This window comes from Vibrio sp. R-1 (assembly GCF_035615595.1).
GTDB lineage: Bacteria > Pseudomonadota > Gammaproteobacteria > Enterobacterales > Vibrionaceae > Vibrio > Vibrio cholerae.
The window spans coordinates 23,166-50,121 of sequence record NZ_WPDC01000016.1 but is presented as its reverse complement, the minus strand read 5'-3'; the positions used below and the strand labels follow the sequence as shown (position 1 = coordinate 50,121).

21 protein-coding genes and 1 tRNA gene are annotated in these 26,956 nt (G+C 47.9%); 9 read left to right on the top strand and 13 right to left on the bottom strand.

The window, feature by feature from the left end; genetic code table 11:
• The first annotated feature begins 102 nt into the window (after nt 1-102).
• The 3 genes from GOU96_RS05780 (at nt 103) to GOU96_RS05770 (ending at nt 5,483) form a co-directional block, all read left to right on the top strand.
• Nucleotides 103-3,138 carry an FAD-binding and (Fe-S)-binding domain-containing protein gene (locus GOU96_RS05780; protein ID WP_267780583.1) on the top strand — a complete coding sequence of 1,012 codons (3,036 nt, stop codon included), beginning with the start codon at nt 103-105 and terminating at the stop codon, nt 3,136-3,138.
• A gap of 55 nt (nt 3,139-3,193) precedes the next feature.
• Nucleotides 3,194-3,655, top strand: coding sequence for a methyltransferase family protein (locus GOU96_RS05775; protein WP_175242056.1), 462 nt, complete (start codon nt 3,194-3,196; stop codon nt 3,653-3,655).
• A gap of 208 nt (nt 3,656-3,863) precedes the next feature.
• On the top strand, nt 3,864-5,483 hold the full coding sequence (locus GOU96_RS05770) for a S1 family peptidase (protein WP_254694657.1): 1,620 nt from the start codon (nt 3,864-3,866) through the stop codon (nt 5,481-5,483).
• A 64-nt stretch (nt 5,484-5,547) separates the two neighbouring features.
• Here the strand turns inward: GOU96_RS05770 and GOU96_RS05765 are convergent, their stop codons facing one another.
• The 9 genes from GOU96_RS05765 to yeiP form a co-directional block, all read right to left on the bottom strand.
• Nucleotides 5,548-6,273 carry a DUF3581 domain-containing protein gene (locus tag GOU96_RS05765; protein ID WP_207803372.1) on the bottom strand — a complete coding sequence of 242 codons (726 nt, stop codon included), beginning with the start codon at nt 6,271-6,273 and terminating at the stop codon, nt 5,548-5,550.
• 148 nt (nt 6,274-6,421) lie between these two features.
• A complete protein-coding gene (hutH, locus tag GOU96_RS05760; protein WP_042988163.1) occupies nt 6,422-7,957 on the bottom strand; it encodes a histidine ammonia-lyase in 1,536 nt (511 codons plus the stop codon).
• An 11-nt stretch (nt 7,958-7,968) separates the two neighbouring features.
• Entirely contained in the window at nt 7,969-9,666 is a 1,698-nt protein-coding gene (hutU, locus tag GOU96_RS05755; protein ID WP_113620082.1) for a urocanate hydratase, read from the bottom strand.
• Between the two features lie 18 nt (nt 9,667-9,684).
• Nucleotides 9,685-10,707, bottom strand: coding sequence for a formimidoylglutamase (gene hutG / locus GOU96_RS05750; RefSeq protein ID WP_267780574.1), 1,023 nt, complete (start codon nt 10,705-10,707; stop codon nt 9,685-9,687).
• Nucleotides 10,697-11,905, bottom strand: a complete 1,209-nt coding sequence (gene hutI / locus GOU96_RS05745; protein ID WP_267780571.1) for an imidazolonepropionase — start codon at nt 11,903-11,905, stop codon at nt 10,697-10,699. The genes hutG and hutI overlap by 11 nt, the downstream gene beginning before the upstream one ends.
• A gap of 103 nt (nt 11,906-12,008) precedes the next feature.
• Nucleotides 12,009-12,719 carry a histidine utilization repressor gene (gene hutC / locus GOU96_RS05740; RefSeq protein ID WP_002043714.1) on the bottom strand — a complete coding sequence of 237 codons (711 nt, stop codon included), beginning with the start codon at nt 12,717-12,719 and terminating at the stop codon, nt 12,009-12,011.
• A gap of 116 nt (nt 12,720-12,835) precedes the next feature.
• Nucleotides 12,836-13,783, bottom strand: a complete 948-nt coding sequence (locus GOU96_RS05735) for a DUF3187 family protein (protein ID WP_119773578.1) — start codon at nt 13,781-13,783, stop codon at nt 12,836-12,838.
• 138 nt (nt 13,784-13,921) lie between these two features.
• A complete protein-coding gene (locus GOU96_RS05730) occupies nt 13,922-14,242 on the bottom strand; it encodes an HI1450 family dsDNA-mimic protein (RefSeq protein WP_000818866.1) in 321 nt (106 codons plus the stop codon).
• Nucleotides 14,243-14,246: 4 nt separating this feature from the next.
• Nucleotides 14,247-14,813 carry an elongation factor P-like protein YeiP gene (gene yeiP / locus GOU96_RS05725; protein ID WP_001123591.1) on the bottom strand — a complete coding sequence of 189 codons (567 nt, stop codon included), beginning with the start codon at nt 14,811-14,813 and terminating at the stop codon, nt 14,247-14,249.
• A gap of 218 nt (nt 14,814-15,031) precedes the next feature.
• On the opposite strand from yeiP, the gene GOU96_RS05720 reads away from it, so the two are divergent.
• Both GOU96_RS05720 and GOU96_RS05715 read left to right on the top strand, forming a co-directional pair.
• Nucleotides 15,032-15,799: a nucleotidyltransferase domain-containing protein gene (locus GOU96_RS05720; RefSeq protein WP_076025091.1), complete on the top strand. Its 768-nt coding sequence runs from the start codon at nt 15,032-15,034 to the stop codon at nt 15,797-15,799.
• A 108-nt stretch (nt 15,800-15,907) separates the two neighbouring features.
• The gene (locus GOU96_RS05715) at nt 15,908-18,010 is read left to right on the top strand and encodes a PTS sugar transporter subunit IIC/EAL domain-containing protein (protein ID WP_267780565.1); all 2,103 of its coding nucleotides are present in this window, start codon (nt 15,908-15,910) and stop codon (nt 18,008-18,010) included.
• Here GOU96_RS05715 and GOU96_RS05710 read toward each other — a convergent pair.
• Nucleotides 17,982-20,345, bottom strand: a complete 2,364-nt coding sequence (locus tag GOU96_RS05710; protein ID WP_267780563.1) for a DNA polymerase II — start codon at nt 20,343-20,345, stop codon at nt 17,982-17,984. The two genes, GOU96_RS05715 and GOU96_RS05710, sit on opposite strands and share 29 nt — an antisense overlap.
• A gap of 375 nt (nt 20,346-20,720) precedes the next feature.
• Between GOU96_RS05710 and uvrY the strand changes: the two genes are divergently transcribed.
• From uvrY to GOU96_RS05690, 4 genes are all read left to right on the top strand, one after another.
• A complete protein-coding gene (gene uvrY / locus GOU96_RS05705; RefSeq protein ID WP_001890391.1) occupies nt 20,721-21,365 on the top strand; it encodes a UvrY/SirA/GacA family response regulator transcription factor in 645 nt (214 codons plus the stop codon).
• Nucleotides 21,365-23,197 carry an excinuclease ABC subunit UvrC gene (uvrC, locus tag GOU96_RS05700; protein ID WP_002021425.1) on the top strand — a complete coding sequence of 611 codons (1,833 nt, stop codon included), beginning with the start codon at nt 21,365-21,367 and terminating at the stop codon, nt 23,195-23,197. Before uvrY ends, uvrC begins: the two co-directional genes overlap by 1 nt.
• 47 nt (nt 23,198-23,244) lie before the next feature.
• Complete coding sequence (gene pgsA / locus GOU96_RS05695) at nt 23,245-23,802, top strand: CDP-diacylglycerol--glycerol-3-phosphate 3-phosphatidyltransferase (RefSeq protein ID WP_258454911.1); 558 nt, start codon at nt 23,245-23,247, stop codon at nt 23,800-23,802.
• Nucleotides 23,803-24,059: 257 nt separating this feature from the next.
• Nucleotides 24,060-24,133: transfer RNA gene (locus GOU96_RS05690), tRNA-Cys, on the top strand.
• A gap of 32 nt (nt 24,134-24,165) precedes the next feature.
• Here GOU96_RS05690 and GOU96_RS05685 read toward each other — a convergent pair.
• From GOU96_RS05685 to trxC, 3 genes are all read right to left on the bottom strand, one after another.
• Entirely contained in the window at nt 24,166-24,954 is a 789-nt protein-coding gene (locus tag GOU96_RS05685; RefSeq protein ID WP_000803303.1) for a lipase family protein, read from the bottom strand.
• A 126-nt stretch (nt 24,955-25,080) separates the two neighbouring features.
• A complete protein-coding gene (locus tag GOU96_RS05680; RefSeq protein ID WP_267782820.1) occupies nt 25,081-26,235 on the bottom strand; it encodes an MFS transporter in 1,155 nt (384 codons plus the stop codon).
• A gap of 188 nt (nt 26,236-26,423) precedes the next feature.
• A complete protein-coding gene (gene trxC, locus GOU96_RS05675) occupies nt 26,424-26,858 on the bottom strand; it encodes a thioredoxin TrxC (RefSeq protein WP_000102967.1) in 435 nt (144 codons plus the stop codon).
• Nucleotides 26,859-26,956: the final 98 nt, after the last annotated feature.

The following is a 26,956-nucleotide window of genomic DNA, read 5'->3' as shown; positions in this document are numbered from 1 at the left end:
ACCATTTTAAATGTTGTAAAGTGACCGAATTCAAAGATTACTCTTTAAAATCTAACAATAACCCAAAGCTGATTGGATCAGCGTAGTAGGGGCAGGAAGCAAATGTTACCAAGACTCCATCACCAATCCGACGTTGATCCGGTGGTTTTAACTTTTTTACACGAGTTAAAAACCGCAGGATTTACCGGCGATATTGAAACCCAATACTCCAGCCGTCTTGCGGTAGCGACGGATAACAGCGTCTACCAACAATTGCCTCAAGCGGTCGTACATCCTAAATCCACCGCTGATGTTGTTCTTATAGGAAAGATTAGTTCAAAACCAGAATTTGAGAGAGTGACTTTTTCACCTCGTGGTGGCGGTACGGGCACGAATGGTCAATCGCTGACCAAAGGGGTGGTCGTTGATTTGTCGCGGCATATGAATCGTATCCTAGAAATTAACCCGCAAGAGGGATGGGTACGAGTGCAGGCGGGGGTCATTAAAGATCAACTCAATGATGCGGTACGCCCACACGGTTTTTTCTTCTCTCCCGATCTTTCGACCAGTAATCGCGCGACGCTTGGCGGCATGGTTAACACCGATGCTTCAGGGCAAGGGTCGCTACAATATGGCAAAACGTCGGATCACGTACTCTCGCTGCAAGCGGTATTTGCCGATGGTTCTTTGCTGGAAACCGATCTCTCGCAAGGTTTGCCTGCTCCCAATACGTTTGCTGCGCAAGCGATGCAAGTCACGGAGCAGGTTTGCCGTACCAAACGTGAGCAAATTGTCGCGAAATTTCCGCCGCTCAACCGTTTTTTGACCGGATACGATTTAAAAAATGCCCTGAATGAAGCCGAAGATCGCTTTGATATCACGCGTGTATTGTGTGGCGCGGAAGGCTCACTGGCGTTTATTACCGAAGCTAAACTCAATTTAACGCCAATCCCCAAAGCACGCACGTTAGTGAATGTGAAATACGACAGCTTTGATTCCGCACTGCGTAATGCGCCTTTGATGGTTGAAGCCAAAGCTTTGTCGGTAGAAACCGTTGACTCGAAAGTGCTCAATCTTGCCAAAGAAGACATTATTTGGCACAGCGTAAAAGACTTGCTGACCGATGTGCCGGGCAAAGAGATGCAAGGCATCAATATGGTCGAATACGCTGGCCAAGACAGCACGCAGATTAATCAGCAAGTTGCACAATTAACCGCGCGCCTTGATGAGATGATGGCCAACCAACAAGCGGGAATTATTGGCTATCAAGTCTGTAGTGATTTAGCGAGCATCAACCGCATTTACAATATGCGTAAAAAAGCGGTGGGTTTGCTCGGCGCAGCCAAAGGCCGCGCTAAACCGGTAGCCTTTACCGAAGATACCTGTGTGCCGCCAGAGAACTTAGCCGATTTTATCGTTGAATTTCGCGCGCTGCTCGATTCCAAAAATCTGGCTTATGGCATGTTCGGGCATGTGGATGCGGGCGTATTGCATGTGCGTCCTGCGCTTGATTTGTGCGATCCCAAGCAAGAATTGTTGATGCGTGAAATCTCCGATCAAGTGGTTAAGCTCGTCGCTAAATATGGCGGCTTGATGTGGGGAGAACACGGTAAAGGTTACCGCTCGGAATACGGTCCAGAATTTTTTGGTGAGGAGCTGTTCACTGAACTGCGTCGTGTGAAAGCGGCGTTTGACCCGCACAATAAGATGAATCCGGGCAAGATTTGTACCCCACTCGATACACCGTTTGAGCTGGTGAAAGTCTCCGACACTAAACGCGGTTTTTACGATCGCCAAATCGACGTCAAAGTGCGCGACAGCTTTAAGCAAGCGATGGAGTGTAACGGTAACGGTTTGTGCTTTAACTACGAAACTAGCTCCCCGATGTGTCCTTCAATGAAGGTGACGGCGGATCGTCGTCACTCGCCGAAAGGGCGCGCAGGATTAGTGCGGGAATGGTTACGCCAACTGACAGAGCAAGGCATTGATATTCTCGATCTTGAAAAAGCCACGCTCGAATCCTCGCCAACAATTAAATCTATGCTGGATCGGGTTCGTCATGCTTTTAGCAAAGATAAAGAGTACGACTTTTCGCATGAAGTGTACGAAGCGATGAATGGTTGCTTGGCCTGTAAGGCCTGTGCAAGCCAGTGTCCGATTAAGGTGGATGTGCCCAGTTTCCGCTCGCGTTTTCTGAATATCTATCACAGCCGCTATCCGCGCCCAGTCAAAGATTATTTAGTCGCGAATATCGAAACCTTATTACCTGTGATGGCGAAGGCTCCGCAACTGGTAAATAGCGTGTTAGCACAATCTTCGGTGCAAAAATTAACCGCTAAAACGGTGGGTTATGTCGATGCTCCACTCTTGTCGGTACCGACACTCGCACAGCGTCTGCACCGTCATCCCGTTGTCCTGTTTGATATGCAGCGTTTGGCGGGGTTATCGCAAGAAGAGCGCGAGCAACATGTGTTGATCGTGCAAGATCCGTTTACCAGTTATTACGATGCGGATGTGGTCGAAGATTTTGTCGCCCTACTGCTTAAATTAGGCAAAAAACCAGTATTGCTGCCGTTTAAACCGAATGGCAAAGCGCAACATATTAAGGGCTTTCTACGCCAATTTCGTTCGACGGCAGCGAATACCGCGGCATTTCTGACTCAAGTGGCGGATCTCAATATTCCGCTCGTGGGTGTGGATCCTGCTTTGGTGCTTTGCTATCGCGATGAGTATGTTGAAATATTAGGCAAAGAGCGCGGCGAGTTTTCGGTTCTGACGGTTCATGAATGGCTCAAACCACGCCTGTCGCAGTTTACGCCTCAAGCAACCGATGCACAGCCTTGGTACTTATTGGCGCACTGTACGGAAAAAACTAAGCTGCCGAATGCAGAAAAAGAGTGGGTGGAAATCTTCCGCCACTTTGGTACGCAGCTCAATGCGGTGGCGGTAGGGTGCTGTGGTATGGCGGGTACCTTTGGGCATGAGGTGGATAAATTAACCATGTCTCGCGATATTTACGATTTGAGTTGGCAACCCGCATTAGCGTCGCTACCGAAAGAGCGCTGTTTGGTCACCGGTTACTCGTGTCGTAGCCAAGTGAAACGGTTTGAGCAAATCAAACCTAAGCATCCATTGCAGGCTCTGTTACATTTGCTATAAACAGAATGCCCAGTGACTCCACTGGGCTTTTTCATTCAGTTGAATTGAGGTGATTATGAAAAATTTAGAATTAAAGGTTCCTCCAGTCGCGGTTTTTCTGGTGGCCTTGGCGCTCATCCATCTCTCTTCCATTCTCTTTCCAACGTTAACCATTACACTACCGTGGCCAAGCCTAGTCATGGCGCTCTGTTTTTGCAGCTCAGGTTTCTGGGGGATTGCTGGTTTGTTGGAGTTTCGTCGTTTTAAAACGACGGTGAACCCCATGGCTCCGGATCTCGCGGCCACTGTGGTAGACAGCGGCGTTTTTGCACTCAGCCGCAATCCTATGTATCTCGGCTTACTGCTCCTGTTGTTTGGGCTTGCTTACTGGCAAGAAAACGCTCTTAGCTTGGTGATAGTTGGCGGTTTTTTGCTGTACATGAATCAATACCAAATCGAGCCTGAAGAGCGGATTCTAGAAACCAAGTTTGGCGAAGCCTATCTAGATTACAAAAAGCGAGTAAGACGCTGGTTGTAGTAGATGAACACTTTGTTCTGAATATGCTGATTCATTTCACAAACTAATAAAAATAGTACCAATAGCGCATGATTTTTTTATTGATTCTAGTAATATCACGCGCCTCAAATGATACTTATTACTAATGAAAAGGCTAGTTGTGAAAAAGGTTTCTTCGTTGTTAGCGTGTTCTATCGCGTCACTGTTTTTTCCGGCAACGGTTTATCCAGTGTCAATTGAAAATGTATCACCTTATATTATTAATGGTTCGGATGCTCTTCTTGGTGAATGGCCCTCTATTGTGGCTTTGGTCGAACGCGGTCAAACTGCATCTGTCGGTCAGTTTTGTGGTGGCAGTTTCTTGGGCAAACGTTATGTATTGACTGCTGCTCATTGTGTTGCCTCAAAAGAAGCGAAGGATTTAGATGCGATTATAGGTATAAATAACTTAATTAATGAAAATGATGAAGGTGTAAGAGTTGCTGTTCGTCGTATTTATCTTCACGAAGATTATGTGCATGAGAATTTGCTCAATGACATCGCAGTTCTAGAATTAGAGAATGAGGTTCAAGCACCGCCTATTGTTATTGCTGATAGTTCGACACGAGTTTCAGATCATATTGGCGAGCCATTGAAAGTCGCAGGTTGGGGAAGTACTAGCCCTATTAGTTGGCCTTGGAATACCAGTGAGTCGATTTTGCAATACGCAGATGTGGATCTGATAGAACAATCAGAGTGTTATCAAACCATGTCTGGTTACAACCCATATGGAATAACAGATCAGCCAGATTCTGAGAACTTTTGTGCGGGGTCAATAGATAAGAAATCCGCGTGCCGAGGGGATTCTGGAGGCCCAATAGTTTTGGCTGGTAGTGGTGTACAACTAGGTATTGTAAGTTGGGGGCCTCAAGTCTGTGCTGCTGATAATACTTATAGTGTATATACAAATATAAATTATTTTACTGATTGGATAAGCGACCATATTCGTGGTTTTAGCTATGAAAGCAATGTTTATTTAGAGCCTGTACCATTAGCCCCTTTTACACATAGCTTGGTTTATAACAATTTCAGTGATATTCCTATTAATTTCATAGATATAGAAATATCTAACAGCTCGACTAATCCTCGATCTTTGGTTTCTATTATCAACGACGATTGTTCTGGCCGTACGCTTCGTCCCGATGAAAGCTGTAATATCGACGTTAGATTTTCTCCTAACTTTTATCAAATATATCAGTATACTATTAATGCAAATATTCTAGATAATGGTTTACCTGTAGCTAAACAGTCTAATATTCAGTTTCAAACATTGAGAAGTGCAAACCAAGAAATAATTGAGGCACTTTCTGAATTACCTAAAACATCTGTTCTAACTACTAAAAATGGCTGGGAGCGATTACCGAACAATGCTCTTCGCTCAGGAGTTACTGGTGATGGTGATAGCTCGTCATTAATTGTTAAAGGAATACCTAAGGGTAGTTTGTTCATTCAAATGAACGTGTCTGCTGAATATTCGGATAAATTGCAAATTTATATTAATCGTAAGTTGGAAAAAGAATTAGAAGGTTTCAGTAATGCGATTTATAGTGTTGCATTACTTGAGGATCTTAATACATTAGAGTTTCGATATGTGAAAGATCAAAGCGTAGCTTCGGGAAAAGATGCAGCTTTTATTGAAAAACTTTATTACAATGAAATACCGATTATTATCGCTCAGCCGAGTTCTTCAGAAGTTGGAGAAATAACAACGGTAACAAGTACGGTTAACACGGATTCAGCGGGAAGTCTTAATTTTTTAACGCTATTTTTGTCTCTATTATGTTTATTTAGAAGACGTATTTCTGCCTAGATGTATATAAATAACCCGCTATCCGCGGGTTATTTTTTTACGTTAGACTTAGATGCTCTGCGAATTATGCCGCTTGCTCAATCTGGCTAAGGAAGGCTTCTTTGCGCTCATTGAAACGGTTGACGAGATCATCAATTTCCGCTTGGTCGTAAGGTTTTAAACCGCTGGCAACCATACGTTTTAGGCCTTTACCGACCACTTGTCCTTCATCTTTAAACACGAAGTTGAGTGTCACTAAGCCGCGTTTGCCATCCACATCAAAGGTCGCGCCAGCAAATTCTACTTCTGGATGGGTGAGATCAAGACGGGTAAATTCTACTTCCATCGATTCATAAATCACCAGTGGACGCTGGCAGTTGATCATCATCTGCTGCTCTTCCATCAAAGGCACCATGATGTGCGGGAAGTTCATGCCAGAAAACTGCACATAGCTGGTCACCACATGCTCAATAAAGGCTGGGTTGTGGTTCACTTCACCTTCACGTGACATGTGCAGGTACTCTTTGCCGCTGGCATCCACGACTGCGCTTTCACGCTGACACTTATTTTCAATGTGCAGAGCAACGCCATCACTCACCATGCCAGAGAAATCAAAACGCATCTTTTGGCTAATGCCTTCTTTTTGCAGCAATACAGCAAACAGCAGATCGCCCGGTACGCAGAAGCGCTTGCTGTCTTCGTCATGGATGGGGTTGAAATCACCTGCCACCAGTTTGGCAAAGTGGCTAGCCTGTTGGCGAGTAAATTGAAATTGATGCTGTTGATTTGAATGGTATGCAGTCAGGAACATGGTTATCGCTATCTCAACTAAACTGCGCGCATTATAGGACAGAATCTTGCGATGATTGGTCTATCCAGTGGAGATGTTCTTTTGCCATTTCAAGTGATTTAAGTATAAGAGCCCCGTAGGGCTCTTGAAATGTTGATTTGTCAGTCACTTAGTGCTGGCTTGGTAGCAGCTGATCGGGCATTAAACGGTTGTGTACGGCAAGTTGCAGCAGAGCATTGGCTTTTTCGATATCCGGCGCAAAATAGCGGTCTTTATCGTAAAACGGTACTTTTTCACGCAGTATCTGCCTTGCTTCCTCAATGCGTGGTGAGGACTTCAATGGCGCACGAAAATCCAATCCTTGCGCGGCTGCAAGGTATTCCACTGCCAAAATACCACGAGTATTTTCGCCCATATCACGCAGTCTGCGTGCGGCAAACGTCGCCATGGAAACGTGGTCTTCTTGGTTGGCTGAAGTGGGTAAACTGTCGACTGACGCAGGATGCGCGAGGGTTTTGTTCTCACTGGCTAAGGCGGCTGCCGTGACTTGCGCAATCATAAAGCCGGAGTTCACCCCACCATTGTCGACCAAAAAGGGCGGTAGTTTGCTCAGCGCACTGTCAATCAGCAGTGCCATACGCCGCTCGGAGAGACTGCCAATTTCAGCAATCGCCAGCGCCAAGTTATCCGCTGCCATGGCGACAGGTTCAGCATGGAAGTTGCCGCCAGAGATGATGTCGCCATCCTCGGCAAACACGAGTGGGTTATCAGACACCGAGTTGGCTTCGACTTCCAACACCTCAGATGCACTTCGAATTTGCTGCAAGCAAGCGCCCATCACTTGGGGTTGGCAGCGCAAAGAGTAAGGGTCTTGCACTTTTTCACAGTTGCTGTGGGATTGGCCAATTTCACTGCTGACATCGAGCAAGTGACGATACGCCGTTGCAGCATCCATTTGGGTTCGGTGCCCACGCACGCGGTGGATACGCGGATCGAAGGGGCGACGGCTTCCCAGAGCGGCTTCAACCGACATCGCACCGCACACGGTGGCTGAGGCAAACAGATCTTCAGCCACAAACAGTCCTTCGAGCGCAAACGCGGTCGAGGCTTGAGTACCGTTCAGAAGCGCGAGCCCTTCTTTAGGGGCGAGGGTAATTGGCTCTAGCCCCGCAATTTTCATCGCTTCCAGACCGGAAATGATTTTGCCGTTGTAACGGGCTTGGCCTTCGCCGAGCAACACTGTGCTCATGTGAGCCAGCGGCGCAAGATCGCCCGATGCGCCAACCGAGCCTTTTTTCGGTACGCAAGGATAAATCTGGTTATTGACGAGCTCGATCAAAGCTTGGATGACTTCAAGACGGATACCAGAATAGCCACGCGCCAAGCTGTTGATTTTAAGTAACATCATCAAACGAACGGTTTCATCCGACATCAGCTCGCCGATGCCCGCAGCATGAGAAAGCACGATGCTCTTTTGCAGCGTTTCCAAATCTTGCGGGGCAATTTTGGTGTTGGCGAGCAAGCCAAATCCGGTATTGATGCCGTAAACGGTACGTCCTTCGCTGATCACTTGTTCGACGACTTGGGCGCTTTCGGCAATCGCCGGAATCGCTTCTGGATCGAGGGATAACACCACGGGTGAGCGGCTCACTTGACGCAACTGTTTTAAGCTGAGTTGGCCGGGTTTGATCATCAGGTGCAACATGGTTTCTTTCCTCACTTGAGTTTGGCCAGCTCAGCGTTGAGCATTGGTAAATCGAGTTTTTGCTGCTGCGCGCAGCGTTTGGCAATCTCATAGCCCGCATCGGCATGGCGCATCACGCCGGTCGCTGGGTCATTGTGCAGTACGCGTGCAATACGTTCGGCGGCATCATCACTGCCATCGCAGCAAATCACCATGCCGGAATGTTGTGAGAAGCCCATACCTACGCCACCACCGTGGTGCAGCGAAACCCAAGTAGCACCACCTGCGGTGTTGAGTAGCGCATTGAGTAGGGGCCAATCAGAGACCGCATCTGAACCATCGAGCATGCCTTCCGTTTCGCGGTTCGGGCTAGCGACTGAGCCTGAATCGAGGTGATCACGGCCAATCACGATCGGTGCTTTAAGTTCGCCATTTTTCACCATTTCGTTAAAGGCTAAGCCTAAGCGAGCGCGATCTTTTAAACCAACCCAGCAAATACGAGCCGGTAAACCTTGGAAGTGGATTCGCTCACGCGCCATATCCAGCCAGTTGTGCAGATGTGGGTTGTCAGGGATCAGCTCTTTGACTTTTTGATCGGTTTTGTAAATGTCTTCCGGATCGCCAGAGAGTGCCGCCCAGCGGAAGGGACCTATCCCTTCACAGAATAATGGGCGAATATAGGCCGGCACAAAACCGGGGAAATCGAACGCATTGGCAACACCTTCTTCCAGCGCCATTTGGCGAATGTTATTGCCATAGTCCAGCGTTGCAGCGCCGCGAGCTTGCAAATCAAGCATAGCGCGCACTTGGATCGCCATCGAAGCTTTGGCAGCTTTGACGACGTCGGCTTCATTTTGCTGACGCATCTGCGCGGCTTTTTCCATGCTCCAGCCGAGTGGCAAATAGCCGTTGAGAGGATCGTGTGCCGACGTTTGATCCGTCACCACATCAGGTGTGATATTGCGTTTGACTAATTCGGGGAAGATGTCGGCAGCATTACCCAGTAAGCCAACAGAAATGGGGCGATCGGTATCGGCGATCATCGCCAGCGCTTCATCAAGCGTGTTGGCTTTTTTGTCGACATAACCGGTGCGCAGACGATAGTCGATGCGCGATTCATCACATTCCACCGCAATCATCGAGAATCCTGCCATCGTCGCCGCTAAAGGTTGCGCGCCGCCCATGCCGCCCAATCCGCCAGTCAAAACCCAACGGCCTTTGGCATCGCCATTGAAATGCTTTTTCGCAACCGCGACAAAGGTTTCATAAGTGCCTTGCACTATGCCTTGCGAGCCAATGTAAATCCAAGATCCCGCCGTCATCTGGCCGTACATCATCAAGCCTTGTTTATCGAGCTCGTTGAAATGTTCCCAGTTTGCCCAGTGTGGTACTAAGTTGGAGTTGGCAATCAACACGCGTGGCGCATTTTTGTGGGTGGGGAAAACCCCCACCGGTTTACCCGATTGCACCAGTAAAGTCTGGTCATCTTCGAGGCGCTCCAACACTTCGACGATCTTGTCAAAGCACTCCCAGTTACGCGCCGCGCGGCCAATGCCACCATACACCACCAGTGCATGAGGATGTTCAGCCACATCGGGGTCGAGGTTATTCATCAGCATGCGAAGTGGGGCTTCAGTGAGCCAAGATTTGGCGCGCAGCTGTGTGCCACGAGGGGCGCGAATGGTGCGCTGAGTGTCCAGTCTTGTTCCTTGTGCAGATGACTGTGTCATGTTGAGACTCCTTTTGATTCACGGGTGACGGATGGATTGCACTTGTTCGGCCATAGCGTTAGCAATGTCCCAACACAAACGAGCGGCTAAGCGCGCGGTGTGTTGATCGATATCGAAACTCGGGTTGTACTCGGCGATATCGGCAATCATCAGTTTGTTTTTGTAATGAAGAATTTGGTCGAAATAGGGGGCAAGCGCTTCTATGCTCACACCGCGCGCGGCAGGCGCACTGACGCCGGGCGCACTGGCCGCCGGAAACACGTCCAGATCAATGGTGAGATAGAGGTAATCACAATCATCAATAAAGTGTTGTAATCGAGTCAGGTGATCCTTGAGTGACAAAGGCGAAAACGCTTTATCTTCAACATACCAAACCCCTAGCTTATCTGCGCGTTCAAACAGTGCGGGCGTGTTGCTGGCGCGGCTCACTCCCAAGCAGGCGTAATGAAAATCCCAACCTTGCTGCTGGCAAAAATGGTGAATTTGATTAAACGGCGTGCCTGAGCTTGGGCGTACTGGAACGAACGCTGTTTCAACCCCAGATTCAAACGCGCGTAAGTCAAAATGCGCATCAAAATTGATGATGCCGATCCGTGGTTGCTTTACGCCTGTTGCTAGAAAATGTTGTGCTAAACCCTGAAAGGTTGCCCAAGCAATCTCGTGTCCGCCGCCGAGCACGATGGCCAGCGCGTGAGGCAAAGCCTGTTGAATCACTTGCGCGCATTCTTGCTGAGCTTGCTCTAATGCATCACCCTCACAACGAATGTTGCCCAAATCGTAAATGGGGGTGGGATGGTGCCACGCGAGATTGGCCAGTGCTTGCTTAATAAGGTTGGGCGCGTGTTTGGCTCCGATGCGACCTTTGTTGCGTGCAACGCCCGCATCACACTCAAAACCGATCAGCGCCACACCCGGCTCTTGGTTCGCTAGCTCGCCCACTTCAATGGGACAAGCGATATGGTGCACACGACGCCCGGCTTGACCATCTTCGGCATCATGGCGGCCTTGCCAAGTGTGCTCTGTGGTGAAATTAGGATTCATAGCTTAGCTCTCCATTCACCATGCGAGCATACAGGCGAGAAACGCCGACTTGATAGCTCAGCTCGGCAGGGTGTTCGATATTCCAAATCGCCAAATCAGCATCGTAGCCTTCTGCGATTTGTCCACGGTTTGCGGGGTAACCCAAGGCTTGCGCTGCATGGCAAGTGACACCGCGTAGCGTCTCTTCTGGCGTTAGGCCAAACAAGGTACAGCCCATATTCATCATCAGGGACAAATCGGCAAATGGTGAGGTGCCGGGGTTTAAATCGGTAGAGATGGCCATGGGTACGCGATATTGGCGCAGCCATTCAATCGGCGGCTTTTGGGTTTCGCGCAAAAAGTAGAATGCGCCGGGAAGTAAGGTGGCAACCGTGCTCGATTGCGCCAATGCTTTCACGCCCGCTTCATCAAGATATTCGATATGGTCAACGGAGAGCCCACCCATGCGAGCGGTGAGTGCGCTGCCGCCTAAGTTGGAAAGCTGCTCGGTATGACCTTTGATTTGCAAGCCATGCGCTTGCGCAGCATGAAACACGCGTTCAGTTTGCGCCACGCTAAAGCCAATCGACTCACAAAACACATCCACGCTGGTGGCCAGTTGCTCTTCGGCAACCCGAGGAATGATCTCTTGGCAAATATGCGCGATATAGTCATCACTACGGCCTTGAAATTCAGGAGGCAGTGCGTGCGCGGCAAGTAATGTGGTGGTGATTTTGACGCGGCGATGCTGCTCAAGCGCTTTGGCGGCGCGCAGCATTTTCAGCTCATCCTTGAGCGTTAAACCGTAGCCAGATTTCACTTCAACGGAAGTGACACCGCTACGCAGTAGACCATCCAAACGCGGTAGCGCGAGTTCGATCAATTCTTCTTCACTGGCCTTACGAGTGGCATTCACGGTAGAAAGAATGCCGCCACCTTGGGCGGCGATGGTTTGGTAGGGCACACCTTGTAAACGCAGCTCGAATTCGTTGGCGCGGCTGCCGGCATAAACCAAATGGGTGTGGCAATCAATCAATCCCGGTGTGACTAATTTGCTGGCACACGAGATAGGATGCGCATCGCTGGGAAGGTCAATATGTTGGCCTATGTGCTGAATGCGCCCCTGCTCAATGATGAGGGTTTGCGGCTCGGTTACCTGATAGCCTTGCACGCCCGGTTGCATGGTTACTAAACGTGCTTCGGTCAACACACAATTCATCGCTTTCCATCCAGATATCGACATTTCAAATGTATATACAAATAAATAGTGGAAAGCGTGAAAGTTCGCAACTTGAATGTTGCGAAAATGTGATCATGTGGGGCTATTGGTTGAACAGAATTTTCGAGCTGAGTTTATAGCGCGAACCCGGATGATAGAGCAGGGCTGAGCTCACCAGCTTGTCACCACTCCAAGTACGGCGATTGAGTAGCAAGCAAGGTTCATTGGCCGTCAGCGCAAGCGCTTGTTTGACATGGGCATCTGCGATAATGGCTTCTACAGTATGCTCAATCGCGCTCAGTGGACAGTTTTGCGACAAATATTGGTTGGGCGTAATTTGGGTAAAATCTTGATCCAAATAGTGCGGTACCGAACGACTATTCACCCAACGCACTTCCAGTTGCATCGGGATATCGTTAGCGTAGTGAATGATTTCACTGTAAAACACTGGGCTACCCACCATCACACCGAGCTTGATGGCGACAGCTTCATCGGCGCTTAGCGCACGCTGTTCAACCACTTTATTGTGATACTGCTTACCGCGACTGAGGATTTCATCGGCGATGTTGCGAATATCCAGCAAAGGCGATTCGGCTTTCTCTTCTGTCGCACAAACAAAGGTGCCTAAACGTGGGCGGCGCTGTAATTTCCCTTCACTGACCAGATCGCGCAGCGCTTTGTTGACCGTCATGCGGCTGACACCAAATTGCTCGGTTAACTCCAATTCAGTGGGGGTACGATAACCGACTGGCCAACGACCCGACTCGATGTTATCGAGCATAAATTGTTTGATTTGCAGATAGCGTGGAGACAAGTTTCAACTCTTTCAAAAAATCATTTGCATAGACAAATCATTTCTTTGAAATCGAAGTTTTGCAACTTTTTGTGTGTAAGTTGCCACATTGCGCAGATTTTACTGAGTGATAACGCCTACAAGCGATAGCGATAACTGATGTGCAGCGCAATATCGGTGCTGTTATCGGTGCTGAAGACGTTTTCAGTTAACGCAAGCTCCAAGGCGCTGGATGGCATTACGTAGCGATAACCCAGCACATATTCTGTTGCGGGTTTCTCAAGCTCCTTGGGGCTTTCCACTGTTCCTTGATAAAAATGAAAAGAGCTAAACAAGTGGTGCTTGGTATTGAGTTGGTACTCATAACCCACTGCCACAGTGAGGGTCGATTTTTTCGTTGGTAGCGTGCCTGTCGCACTATTGTGATGAACTACGCCAAGCAGGCCATAAATTCGATGCGCGTCCTGCTGATAGGTGTAGTTCAGTTGCAGTGCTTGCTCAAAACGGTTTAAGCGTAATAAGCCAGTTTGGTTGTAATAGAGCGTAGCACCGAGTGAAAGACCATACTGCTCGGAAGTGTGGATTTGGTACTGCGTGTAAACAGAAAAGGCACTGCTGAGAGTGGAGCCAGAAAAGTCATCCCATGCAATCTTGTGCTCTGGAACGGCAATATGAAAACGGTGCTTATCAACACTATCACGCCCATTTTGATCCAGACCAAACAGGTCATGAAAGCCCATGGTCAGCGAATCCAACTGGTTATCCCACGCCTGACTAAACCGATAGCTCAACTCCGCCTGCCAACGGGGTGCAAACTGCCATTTAAGACCTAAGGTGAACTGGTTTTGGTAAAAATCTCCCTCATAACCCGGACTATCACTCCAGATACTGGCAGCAGAAAATCCACCAAACAGCTCTTGGCTATCCAGCGGGAGTGAAAATCCGTCGCGTAGCTGTGGAGTAAGGGAATGGCTGGCGAGAGGCGCTTGGGCGTAATTGATGAATGGCCCGTAACGGTATTCGTTAGCCAGACTAGGAAAAGCCACCAGAGTACAAATAAGGCTAAGCAATGGGATGAATCGCATCGTCTAACTCACAGTTTGATTGCACTTGAGTTAAGTTTAGCGGAATTTTTTGTGATAAGGCTTGGGTTTATGTCTCAATCTAACATCTTGGAATGTCAATAAAGAGCAACGCCAGCTCGAAAGCTGGCGTTGAGAAGTTTAGTCACGCTTCCACAGCATATGGCAAAACTTCTGATCTGGGTCACGACTGATCAACATACGGGCGAACACATCGTCCAGCACATCATTTTCTTCGTTCACCAGACCAATGCGTACTTCGGCATAGATTTCTTTATCGACGTCGAAACCCACTTGGTCATCCCAGTCATCACCCACATCGACCAGCTCAGCCGCGCCGCGATCATCAAACTGCGCCGTGAACAGAATCACGTCAGCAGGTTCGAGGTTATCTGGCGCCATTTCCAAGAAAATGTCGTATGCGGTATCAATGGTGTCGTCGATAGAAATAAGCTCAGCCATAAGATTACGCTCGGTTCATGAATTTGCGTTCAGCAGTATTGATAACGATACGATCGCCCGTTGCAATGTACTCTGGAACTTGAACCACTAATCCAGTTGGCATACGCGCTGGTTTAGTACGAGAAGAGGCCGAAGCACCTTTGATTGATGGATCCGTCTCTTCAATCACCATTTCAACAGAAGATGGCAGTTCAATCGCAACCGCTTCACCGTCAACCAATACTACGCTCATGCCTTGAATTTCTTCAGTGATGAACAGCAGTTCGTCTTCGATTTCATCTTTCTTGAAGTTGTATGGGGTGTAGTCGTCATTGTTCATGAAGACATACTCATCGCCATCAATGTAAGAGAAAGAGATCGGACGTTTGTTCATTTCTACGGTATCCAGAACGTCATCAGATTTGTAACGCTCATCTACGCGTGCGCCTGTGTTTAGGTCAGTACAACGTAGTTTGTAGATTTTTGAACCGCCGCGGCCACCAGGAGTGGTCACTTCGATATCTTTGATCAGCAGAGTCTTACCGTTAGAAATGATGGCAAAACCTTTTTTGAGTTCACTTGCCTTTGGCATGAAATATATCCTTCGTGTAAAAAGTGGCAGCATTATAACTAAAGGAAGGGGAGAAAAGGAATATCTCTCCCCCTGCTACGTGACGTGGTGCGTGCACCGTGGCTAAGAATTAAGGTTTGACTGGTTGATTGCTCGCCAGTGGGGTAAGTCTGCTATTGATTGATGGTCACGCATCATAGAACATAAGGCCTGTACAAATTAAGCGAGTATGGAGCGGTATGACTCTGCCGGTGATTGACCCCAAGCAACCTTTTCAACCTGAATATCAAAACGCGATTGCCGATTTGGTGCGCTTTTGGCGCGCAGGGGCAGGGCAGGCATTACACAGTATTTATCTCTACGGCAGCGTGGCACGAAAAACGGCCAAGCCGAATCGCTCCAACCTCGATGTCGTGGTAGTGACCTATGGCTCTTTTGAAGAAAACCGCGCGACGTTAATTAACACCATCCGTTGGCGTTTTCAAAAAAGCTACCCGTGGATCACCGATGTCTCCTTTAAGCTCGCAGCCGTTGAGGAAGTTGCGACCTTAGAGGCGATTTTTTCTTGGGGTTTCATGCTGCGCCACTGCTGTGTTTGTGTGTATGGCGATAATCTGGCCGAATGTTTTGGCCATTACGAGCCAAGCTGGGAAATTGCTAAGCATTGGAATATGGATGTGGGGGATTGGATTGCCTATTACCGAGATAAAATTGCCAAAGCCGCAACCGAGCAAGAACAGATCATGGCTCAGCAGATGGTGGCCAAAAAGCTACTGCGTGCCAGCTATTCGCTGATTATGTACCGCGACAAGCAGTGGTTTGATGACCCGATCGAATGCGGTACTCATTTCCTACGCTATCACCCAGAGAAGCAGCTTGAGATTGACCGCCTTGGCTTGCTACTAAAACCCCGTGCAATTCCCAAACGCTCGGTGGTTGGTTTACTCGATAGTTTTGGCCCTTGGCTGGTGTCTCAATATCAAAAAACCGAGTTTCGAATTGGTTAGTCTTTTTTGAGAATAAGCAGTAAGTATAAGTTTTAACCGCTGAATCATTTATTGATAAAGAAATTAGTGTGCTAAGTTTTTAATACGCGTCACTTGAGCCTCTTTAGCATGCTGAGTTTTAATAAGTACTTACCTATGGTGAGAAAAAATGAGTTAACCAAGGTTTCTCAATACCTTGTTTCAGCGATGCATTCGATTCGTGAAGGGATGGTGTGGCTGATCCCGTGCTTAATGATCTCTTCCTTTGTCCTGTTTATTGCCAGCATGGGCGAGCTGTTTAGCGGTGGCCGTCCTGAATGGGTTTTGATTTTGTATCGTGCGAACCAAGTGATCGCCGAAACCTTTCCTTATTTGATGACGGCCACCATCTCATATCTGCTGGCCATGCATTGGCATTTGCCACGTCCTCCGATTGCGCTGCTGAGTATGATTTATTTGGCGATCTCGTCAGCTTCGGTGAGTGCCGAGAATAATTTGCCAACGTTTCAAATCATTACAGCACTGATCACACCGATTTATGCTATTCCACTAATAGCTTGGTTGATGCGTTATCCGATTTTGCACTTAACCCGCTCAAAAAGTGCAGGTACCAGAGTACATGAGTCATTCAATCTGGTGTTGCCCGCAGCACTGACGGCCGTGGTTGTAGTGGGCATAAATTTAATTTTATTTGGCCCGATCACTCGTCAGGTCTTTGCAAGCTTGATGCATTTTGATTATGCCAATGATCCTTATGTGTTTGGTTTAACGTTCGCTAGCTTAAATTCACTACTTTGGTTCTTTGGTATTCAAGGTTATTACGCCTTATTACCTTTAGTGGAATTATTGCAAGAGGCGAGTCGGCTCTCGGAACCCTATTTCCTGCTTATAGGTGAAAGCGCCCCCTATCCAATGAATTTATCCTTTATGGGCTCTTTTGTGTTTATTGGAGGCAGTGGTGCAACCTTTTCTTTAGCTTTGGCTATCCTATTGTTTGGAAAACAGAAAAATATTCGTTTGCTCGCGGTTGCCAGTATCCCACTTGGGCTAATTAATATGAATGAGATATTACTTTTTGGTCTGCCTCTGATCCTGAACCCGCGTTTATTCTTTCCTTTTCTCCTTGCGCCTATGGTGAATGTGGTGGTATCACTCTGGGTGGTCGAATCGGGTTGGGTCGCGTACCCGAGTGTTGAGTTACCTTTTGTTAGCCCGATTTTTCTCAATGCTTGGATTGCGACTAGCGGTGATTGGAATGGATTACTCCTGCAATTGGTCAATATTGTTCTCGGTTGCCTCTTATATTTGCCCTCGGTGCTGCGTCTTAATGAACAATATGGTCAGCAAACGATTCGAATTCCTTCGTTGGATACTATGTATACTCGCCGTCAAGAAGAGGCGGCTCATCTGCAAGATGATCCCATTGCGTTGGCGCAGAAACGGGAGCGTGAGCAGCTTAACGTTGAACAGCAACTACAGATGATGAGCAGCAAAGAGTTCTGTTTGGAGTATCAACCACAAGTTTGCCACCGAACAGGGCAAGTGATTGGCTGTGAGGCGTTAATTCGAGTAAAAGATCAACAAGGTAACATTTTATCACCTGCAACCTTTTTGCCCTTTCTTGCCAAAGCAGGGTTGATGAAAGAGTTGGATTTATGGGTGGTGAAACAGGCTACGCGTGATGTTAGTAAGCTAACGAATGTCGGAGTTTATGTGCCTGTCAGTATTAATCTGATGGCAGAAACCTTGATGGATTTGACCGTAATGGCTCAGATTGAAGAGATCATTCGCCCAGTGGCAGGATTAATTCATATTGAGCTGACGGAAGAGAGTTTACTGGCGGATGAACAGCGTTTGACTTGGGTGTTTAACCAACTTCATCAATTAGGCGTCAAAATTTACATTGATGATTTTGGTACCGGTTACTCTTCTCTCAGCTATCTGCACCGTTTTGATGTCGATGGCATCAAGATTGATCGCTCCTTTGTGCTGGCTTTGGTCTCTGAAAAAGGGCGCAAAGTCTTTGCCAATTTACAGCTCGTGGCTCATTCCCTTGATCTGGAAACGATCATCGAAGGAGTAGAAACCCAAGAGCAATTAGACGCGATGGGAGATGAATACCCATTCTCTGTACAAGGTTGGTTTTACAGTAAATCTCTGAATCGTGGTGATTTCGTCGAGTTTGTACAGAGTCGAAACGCTTCTAAAACAGTCCCAGTTGAGGCGCAATAAGCTCATCAAATTGTTTGCCAATAAAAGGCAAAATCGCATCTGCGACTGGTTTAAGCTGTTTATCGATGTAGTGCTGATAATCGATAGGGCTTTTGGAATATTCTTTCGGCTCAGGACCATTGATTGTAATCACATATTCAATCGTTCCGCGGTATTGGTATTGTAACGGTCGCCCAAGTTTGGCGTTAATGTCATCCGCCATTCTGGCCGCGCGTACTTGCGGCGGCACATTCTTTTGGTACTCATGTAACCGTCGGCGCAAACGCTTTTGATACACCAACTGCTCATCCAATTGGCCTGCCAATGTCTGTTCTACGATAGTGCGAATATAGGACTCCGGATCCTGTCTGTGGAATATCAATTGATACAACTGATGTTGAAAACGTTGCGCGAGCGGTGTCCAGTCGGTGCGTGCGCTTTCCAAACCTTTAAAAATCAGTTGCTCATTGTCACCATCCCCTTTTAAACCCGCATAGCGTTTTTTGGAGCCCGTTTCCGAACCGCGAATGGTCGGCATTAAAAAACGGCGATAGTGGGTTTCGTACTCGAGTTCAAGAATCGAAGTAAGGGCATATTCTTGCTTTAAATGCTCTGTCCACCATTGGTTGATTTCTCGGACCAAAGCGTGACCAATGTTATCCGCTTCTTGCTGAGAGTATTGCCCACCGAGTGCGACAAACGTTGAATCCGTATCGCCATAGATCACTTGATAACCGCGCGCTTCAATCAACCGTTTTGTTTGGATCATGATTTCATGGCCGCGCATGGTAATGCTCGATGCCAATCGTGCATCGAAAAAGCGGCAGCCTGATGAGCCGAGCACACCATAAAACGAGTTCATGATGATTTTGATTGCTTGTGAAAACGCCTTTTCTTGGTTGCGTTTGGCTTCATCGCGCGCTGCCCATAGCTTTTCGATCATCTCAGGTAAAAAGTGTTTGGTGCGATGAAATTGACCACCGCGAAAACCCGGAACCGCGTGATCAGCTTGTTTGCCTATTGGCAGTTTTAATCCTTCAATCAGCCCAAGTGGATCAATCAAAAACGAGCGAATAATCGAAGGGTAGAGGCTTTTAAAGTCGAGCACGAGTACCGAGTCATACAGCCCCGGAATCGAGTCCATCACATAACCGCCAGGGCTGGCAACCCAGTTTTCTGGCTGCAAATTGGGAGCAACATACCCTGCGCGGTGCAGTTGTGGTAGATAGAGATTGGTGAATGCGGCTACGGAGCCACCAATGCGATCTAACTCGACACCCGTTAAACGTGAACGCTGAATGGCGAAATCGAGCAGATGAGTGGCCGCAAAAATCTTATTCACTAATACGCAGTCTTGCAGGTTGTAGCGAGCGAGTGAGGGCTTATCGTGGCGAAACATCTGGTTAATTTCATCCATCCGATCATGCACGTTATGGATCGCTTTCCCTTCGCCAAGCAGCTCTTGCGAGACCGACTCCAAAGACCATGAACGAAAATGGTAAGTCGCGGTTTTTAACGTATCGATACCATCGAGCACCACACGCCCGGGAATACTGATAAAGCCTTGCTGAGTTTGGCTCGCCGTGCGGAAGAAGCTCGGTTGCTGAGCTCGTCCAATAGTGAGTTTCAGTTTGTGGAATTCCGCGCGTTTGTGCAGCAGCCGGAAATCGAAATCCACCACGCTCCAACCAATAATCACATCAGGATCAAACTGCTCAAACCATGCAATGAGCGCTTTGAGTAACTGGTATTCATCCTCGACCCATTGAATCGGCGTTTCTGCAGGCTCCGGCTGACCAACCATAATCACTCGGCTGTCCATCGGGCTATCCAAACCAATCGAGTAGAGCAGCCCTTTTTCGGAGCATTCGATGTCTAGCGACACCATATTCAGCGTCGGTAGGTAATCACCTTGGCGACATTTGGCTTGCTGAACTTGGCGATAATGGCCGAAATCGGTGATCTGACCAGTAAATTCGATGCTGCCTTGGATAAAGCGTTCCATCAGAAAACGGTCAGCCAAACGAATATCCGCCTCTAAGATCAACATGTCCGCTTGAGCGAGTTTCTCGGCTAAGATTTGGCTATCGCGAATCGTATTGCAGTAGCAAGCGGTGAGGGGGTGGCCTGCAAAGCTACGTAATGAGAGGGGCGATAATGAGGGCGTTATTGATAATTCTGCGGCAATTCGCATCACTTCTTGGCTAGCCGATTGTTCAATAAAAAAAGCAGGACGCTCACCGCGTATGATAAGTTGTGTTGGGCCTGAAGGTGTCGCGAGCCAAAGTTCAATTTGGGTTTGTCCAGCCACATCACGAGCGTGACGCGTTAATACAAACCCTTGTTCAATCTTCAATCTGGCCCACCTTTTTCAACACTCATACATTTTTGCGTTGGCACATTATACTGATAGTGAAGCTGATTACATCGCATTGTGGCGTCACAAGCAGGAGTAGGCGAGCACCTAGGTGATTGCGACGCAAAAGTAGGCCAAAAATCACGGTTTATATTCACCAAACCTTTCAATTAGGCGAATATGATTTTTATTAACTTATTGATTTTTATGTGCCACATGTGCGATTCGACACTTTGAAAAATAAGTGCTTGCTAAAGTGTAGGTTTCAGATCATATTCACGGGAGAAAAGTTGCCCGCGTTGGTTTGGGGTAGCTTCGCTGTAATCCACTGTCTCGGTGGGTGCAGAGCCAATAGATAAGTGTGGAGATACAAGTTTGATTAGTGTTTTCCTTGTAGATGATCACGAGCTGGTTCGCACAGGGATACGACGTATTATTGAAGACGTCCGTGGAATGAAAGTAGCAGGGGAAGCTGACAGCGGTGAAGAAGCAGTAAAATGGTGCCGTACTAACCATGCGGATGTCATTTTAATGGATATGAACATGCCGGGTATTGGTGGCTTGGAAGCAACCAAGAAGTTGTTGCGTGTTAATCCGGACATTAAAATTATCGTATTGACGGTACATACCGAAAATCCGTTCCCAACCAAAGTGATGCAAGCGGGTGCCGCAGGTTATCTCACGAAGGGCGCGGCACCGGATGAAATGGTCAATGCGATCCGTATCGTTCACAGCGGTCAGCGTTACATTTCTCCAGAAATTGCGCAGCAAATGGCGTTGAGTCAGTTTTCGCCCGCCTCTGAAAATCCTTTTGCTGATCTCTCCGAACGTGAATTGCAGATCATGTTAATGATCACCAAAGGCCAGAAGGTGACGGACATTTCCGAACAGCTCAGTTTGAGCCCGAAAACCGTCAACAGCTACCGCTACCGTTTGTTCGCCAAGCTGAATATCAACGGTGATGTGGAATTAACCCACTTAGCTATCCGACACGGGATCTTAGATACTGAGAAGTTATAGTGTCGACACCGTTTGATTCTGCCCCTTTTCTTAAGACAGTCACCAACCAGCCCGGCGTATACCGAATGTATAACGCTGAGGCTGAAGTGATCTATGTCGGCAAAGCCAAGGACCTCAAAAAGCGTCTAACCAGCTATTTTCGCAAGAATCTCGACAGCGAAAAAACCAAAGCTCTCGTCAGCAACATCGCCAAGATTGACGTGACGGTCACCCACACCGAAACGGAAGCATTGATCCTTGAGCACAATTACATCAAGCAGTATCTGCCTAAGTACAACGTGCTGCTGCGTGATGATAAGTCTTATCCCTATATTTTCTTAAGCGCGCACAAACACCCGCGACTGTCCTCACATCGTGGTGCCAAAAAACGCCGTGGTGAATATTTCGGGCCTTATCCGGATTCGGGGGCAGTGCGTGAAACTCTGCATTTGATCCAGAAAATCTTTCCCGTCCGTCAGTGTGAAGATACGGTGTACAGCAACCGTACTCGACCTTGCTTGATGTATCAGATTGGGCGCTGTGCCGGACCTTGTGTGAAAGGGCTGATTTCTGACCAAGGCTATCAAGAGATCGTCCATTACCTGCGTCTTTTCCTGCAAGGCAAAGACAACCAAGTATTGTCGATTCTGGTTGAGAAAATGGAGCAAGCGAGCCGTGAGCTGCGTTTTGAAGATGCCGCCAAAGCGCGTGACCAAATTCAAGCCATTCGCCGAGTACAAGAGCAGCAGTTTGTGTCGGATGACAGTTTGGAAGACCTGGATGTGCTCGGTTTTGCACAAGAAAATGGCATTGCTTGCATCCATATTTTGATGATCCGACAAGGCAAAGTGCTCGGCAGTCGTAGCCATTTCCCGAAAATACCAAGTGACACCTCGCAGGTCGAAGTGTTTGAGAGCTTTTTAAGCCAATATTATTTAAGTCACAGTGAAGCTCGCAGTATTCCGGCACGGATCATTTTAAATCGAGGATTGACCGAAGAAACCGAGGCGCTACAAACCGCGATCAGTGAACTTGCAGGGCGCAAAGTCACTTTCCATGTCAATCCCACCGGCACGCGAGGTCGTTATCTGAAACTCGCCAATACCAACGCGCTGACGGCGATCACGACTAAGATTAATCACAAGATGACCATCAGTCAGCGCTTCAAAGCCCTGCAAGAAGAGCTCGGCATGGATGCGATTACTCGCATGGAGTGCTTTGATATCTCACATACTATGGGCGAAAGCACGATGGCTTCTTGTGTGGTGTTTAACCAAGAGGGACCGCTAAAGCAAGAGTATCGGCGTTACAACATCACTGGCATCACCGGCGGAGATGATTACGCGGCGATGGCGCAAGTGTTGGAACGTCGCTACAGCAAGCAGCTCGATAGCAGCAAGATCCCCGACATTATTTTTATTGATGGTGGCAAAGGGCAGCTCAATCGTGCCTATGAGATCATTTCGTCCTGCTGGCAAGATTGGCCTAAGTACCCAAAAATCATAGGTATAGCCAAAGGTGTGACGCGTAAACCTGGTTTGGAAACGCTGATCACCATTGATGGTGACGAGTTCCATCTGCCGAGTGATGCCCCTGCGTTGCACTTAATTCAACACATTCGGGATGAAAGCCATAACCACGCGATTGCAGGACACCGAGCGCAGCGCGGAAAAACTCGCCGTACCAGTACGCTTGAGGGTATTGAAGGGGTGGGGCCGAAACGGCGTCAAGCCTTGCTGAAATATCTGGGTGGTATGCAGGAGTTAAAACGCGCTTCTGTTGAAGAAATCGCCAAAGTGCCGGGCATCAGCCACGCATTGGCAGAAAACATTTATCAAGCATTGAAACAATAAGAAAAATACAGCAACATTAACGCGCCATCGAAAAGAGCCTATACATTATGCGTTTCAACATTCCTAACCTTCTCTCCTTGCTCAGATTATTTCTGATCCCCGTGTTTGTGGTGACCTTTTATCTCCCTTTTGAATGGGCTCCCTTTGTCGCCGCTATGGTGTTTTGGGTGGCCGGATTCACTGATTGGTTAGATGGAATGTTGGCGCGAAAATTAGGCCAAACCTCGCGTTTTGGTGCATTTATTGACCCAGTAGCGGATAAAGTACTGGTTGCTACGGCGCTGATTTTGATCACCGAACATTATCATAGTATCTGGATCACCATTCCTGCGGTGACCATGATCGCTCGCGAAATCATCATTTCTGCACTGCGTGAGTGGATGGCAGAAATTGGCAAACGAGCCAGTGTCGCGGTTTCATGGGTTGGCAAAGTAAAAACTCTGACTCAAATGTTTGCGCTGTGGGTACTGATCTGGCGTTATGACGACTGGATGATTTGGCTTGGCTACATTTCTATCTATGTGGCGACTGTGCTGACCTATTGGTCAATGGTGCAATATTTAGCGGCGGCCAAAGACGACTTACTGAATGAAGAACATTACTAGAAAGCGGGCGAAAGCCCGTTTTTTTATCGTTGCGCGATAGGCGAGTAAAACAAAAAAGTGAAGCTTGGGATCCAGTTATCTCTATAAAAATCCGGTGTTTTTTGCTAACAAAGTGAGCAAATATCGCGTTTTTGCACGTTAAATAGTCAAACGATTAGAAAGGCAAAAAAATTGTGTTGACTCAATAACTCGAATGCGTAGAATGCATTCCCGTAGTCAGGCAGCCACCGAAACAAGTGAAAGTCTGAAATTACAGAGGCGCGTTGGCAGAGTGGCCATGCAGCGGATTGCAAATCCGTGAACCTCGGTTCGACTCCGGGACGCGCCTCCATTATTTTCTCTCTTGTTGATACAAAACTCTTTCTAGCGTTCATCAAAAAAATCTTTATTGCGGATGTATTTACTCATCAAGTGATAAGAAAACGGTCGAATTAACCAACTGATGATCGAACGTCCTAAACGCTCCCATGTCGGTGTGTTTTCGTAAATTCTGCCGTTATACAGCCAGAGTAATTTTCCGGCATGCCAGTACAGAAATGGCACGGGCGGCATGAAGGTTACGATGTCCAGATCGCAGCAGATGCGATAGGTTTTATGAGCCAGCCCATAGTATTTCGGAAAGCGCCAATCCCCGATCGCAGGTTGACCAAAAGTGACGACTCGCTTGATCGTGCGTGGATATTTTCGCTCAAAATAGTCCGCAAACACGCAGCCAATCGCGCCGCCGGAAGAATGCCCAGTGATTGCAATGCGTTTGCCTTGTTCAATCAGCGGCAGTAGGGTCTGTTCCAGTTTCTCAATTACTGTCATGCCAAGCGTATCTTGGTTGCGGCTCGGTTGGCTCTCTTGATGCAGTAAGTGATAAAAACCAGCATGAATGCGGTATTGCAGTCCTAAATGGCGGCAACTGCGTGTCCAAACCGCGAAGTTGAGTAGCCAGTCGGTGAGGCTGTGTGAGCCTTTAATCACAACGACTACCTCATCGCTCGCTCGGCTCCACAATACTCGGATCATGATTTTGCCAAACTGATTGGTGATCACACGCTGTCCGTTAGGATCAAATCCGTAACGAGTCTGCTTAAAAATGCGCGGATAAGCGAGGTTGCACAAAACGGCGTAGCGTTCGTATTGGTAGCGTTTGAGTGGTTTCACAGTGACATCAATGATTCGGTTTATGATGACTGTATGGGGCAAATATGAAGCTTAGATTAAGCTTGGGTCGGAAAAGCAAGTTTCTCTCCCTCACGCTGAGTGATAGAAACTTGCCCTAAAAGAAGGTTACTCGCCCGCCACCCATTGGCGTTTGGTTTTGACGCTTTTGATCAGCATATACAAACAAGTCGCGAGTAGGATGGCAAACAAGTAAGCCATCAAGCCGTGTCGATCTTGCATAAACCAATCGGCCAATACCGGACCAACCACCGAGCCTACGCTGTAGCTGAGTAACATCACTTGGGTTGCGGAAACAATGTAGCTCGCATCCAATTTGTCGCAGCCTAAATTAATCGCGATTGGGTAGAGGGCGAAGGTCGCCATGCCTAAAATAAACAGGCTAACGCCCAGTACGAGCAGCGAATCATCGAACACGGTCAGCGCGATGGCTGCTGTGCCAAGTAAGCAGAACAGCCCCATCTGCAGAGTGCGACCTAAAAATTTAGACAGCCAAGGCACCAGAGGTTGCACCGCCATTCCGCCTAAAATCACCAGCGCCATTAAGTTACCCAGATCAGTATGGCTAATGCCACGGTTGGCAAGTTCCACCGGCATCAAACCGTAAATTGCTCCTAATGTCAGGCCCGAAACGAGGCAGCCGATCATCGCCGCTTTACTGAGCTTGAAAATCTGACGCAACGAAAGTGAGCTGGCTTGCTGCGTGGAAGGCTGATCCGAATCTACGTACATCAGCACCATGGAAGCAATCAAAAGTAGTGTGGTGATCGCAATAAAAGGCACGGCACCTGCCACCCCCAGTTGGCCAATTGCCATTTGTCCGAGTGCAGTACCGCCATAGAGTGACACCATGTAAATGCCAAGACGCTTAGCGCGACCTTGTTCATCGCCATGCAGTAACCAAGATTCCACCACCACAAAAATACCGGCCACGGCGATACCTGCGACCAAACGTGCCAAAAGCCAAACACTGGCGTAGGGCAATAGCGGCATAACCACAATCGACAGTTGCAGTAAGCTCAAGCACCATACAAAGGCTTTACGGTGGCCTAAACGATTAACGAAAGGCTCTGCAACCAGCGCGCCCGCTAATAATCCGGCATAAAAAACGCTCGCCAGCCAACTGGCCAAATCAGATTCGAGTTGGTAATGCGGCAGCATTAAAGGCACTAGGCTCATTAAGTAGCCTGCGGCAATCGCATACAGAGTTAACGCAATAACAGGCACCGCAATGCGGTTTGGTGCAGAAGAATGGATTTCCACAGCAGGCCTCGGGAACAGCAGAAGGAACAGTTGGCGCGAATATGGGACGAATAGTGCGCAGAGTAAAACGAAAAAAAACGTTCTTGACGATAAACTTTGCTTGTTGAGGAAAAGGGCGGGGAAAGTGCCAGTTAAGTTGGCATAATTTTATCGAAAATGCCAACTTAATTGTGGATTACAAGATGTGATTATTTAGTCAGCGCTTGGTTTAACCATTGGTCAAATTGAGATTTTGGTAGCGCACCATTGATCATGTCGATGCGTTGGCCATTTTTGAACACCATAATGGTGGGAATACTGCGAATTTGAAAATGTGCAGCAAGGTTTTGCTGCGCTTCGGTATCAATTTTCACGCAGCGGATCTGGCCTTTTCGCTCGGCGGCAACATCACTAAAAATCGGTGCGAAGCCGACACAAGGGTTACACCATGGTGCCCAAAAATCGACGACGACAGGTTTGTCGCTTTGCAGCAGCGCGGAAAAATTGGCTTCGGTACCTTCAATTGGTGCGCCATCGAGTAGTGCACTTTGGCATTTGCCACAATTTGGGCTTTCGGTAATCCGCTCTTCTGGCACACGGTTAAGGCTGTGGCAAGATGGGCAGCGGGTATTGAATGTTGACATGACTTCCTCTCTTTATTTTGCGCTTTCGTCACCAGTTTAAGCTCAATGGTTAACCATGGTTCGAAAATCGGCGTATACTTCTGCCCATTGCCGACAAT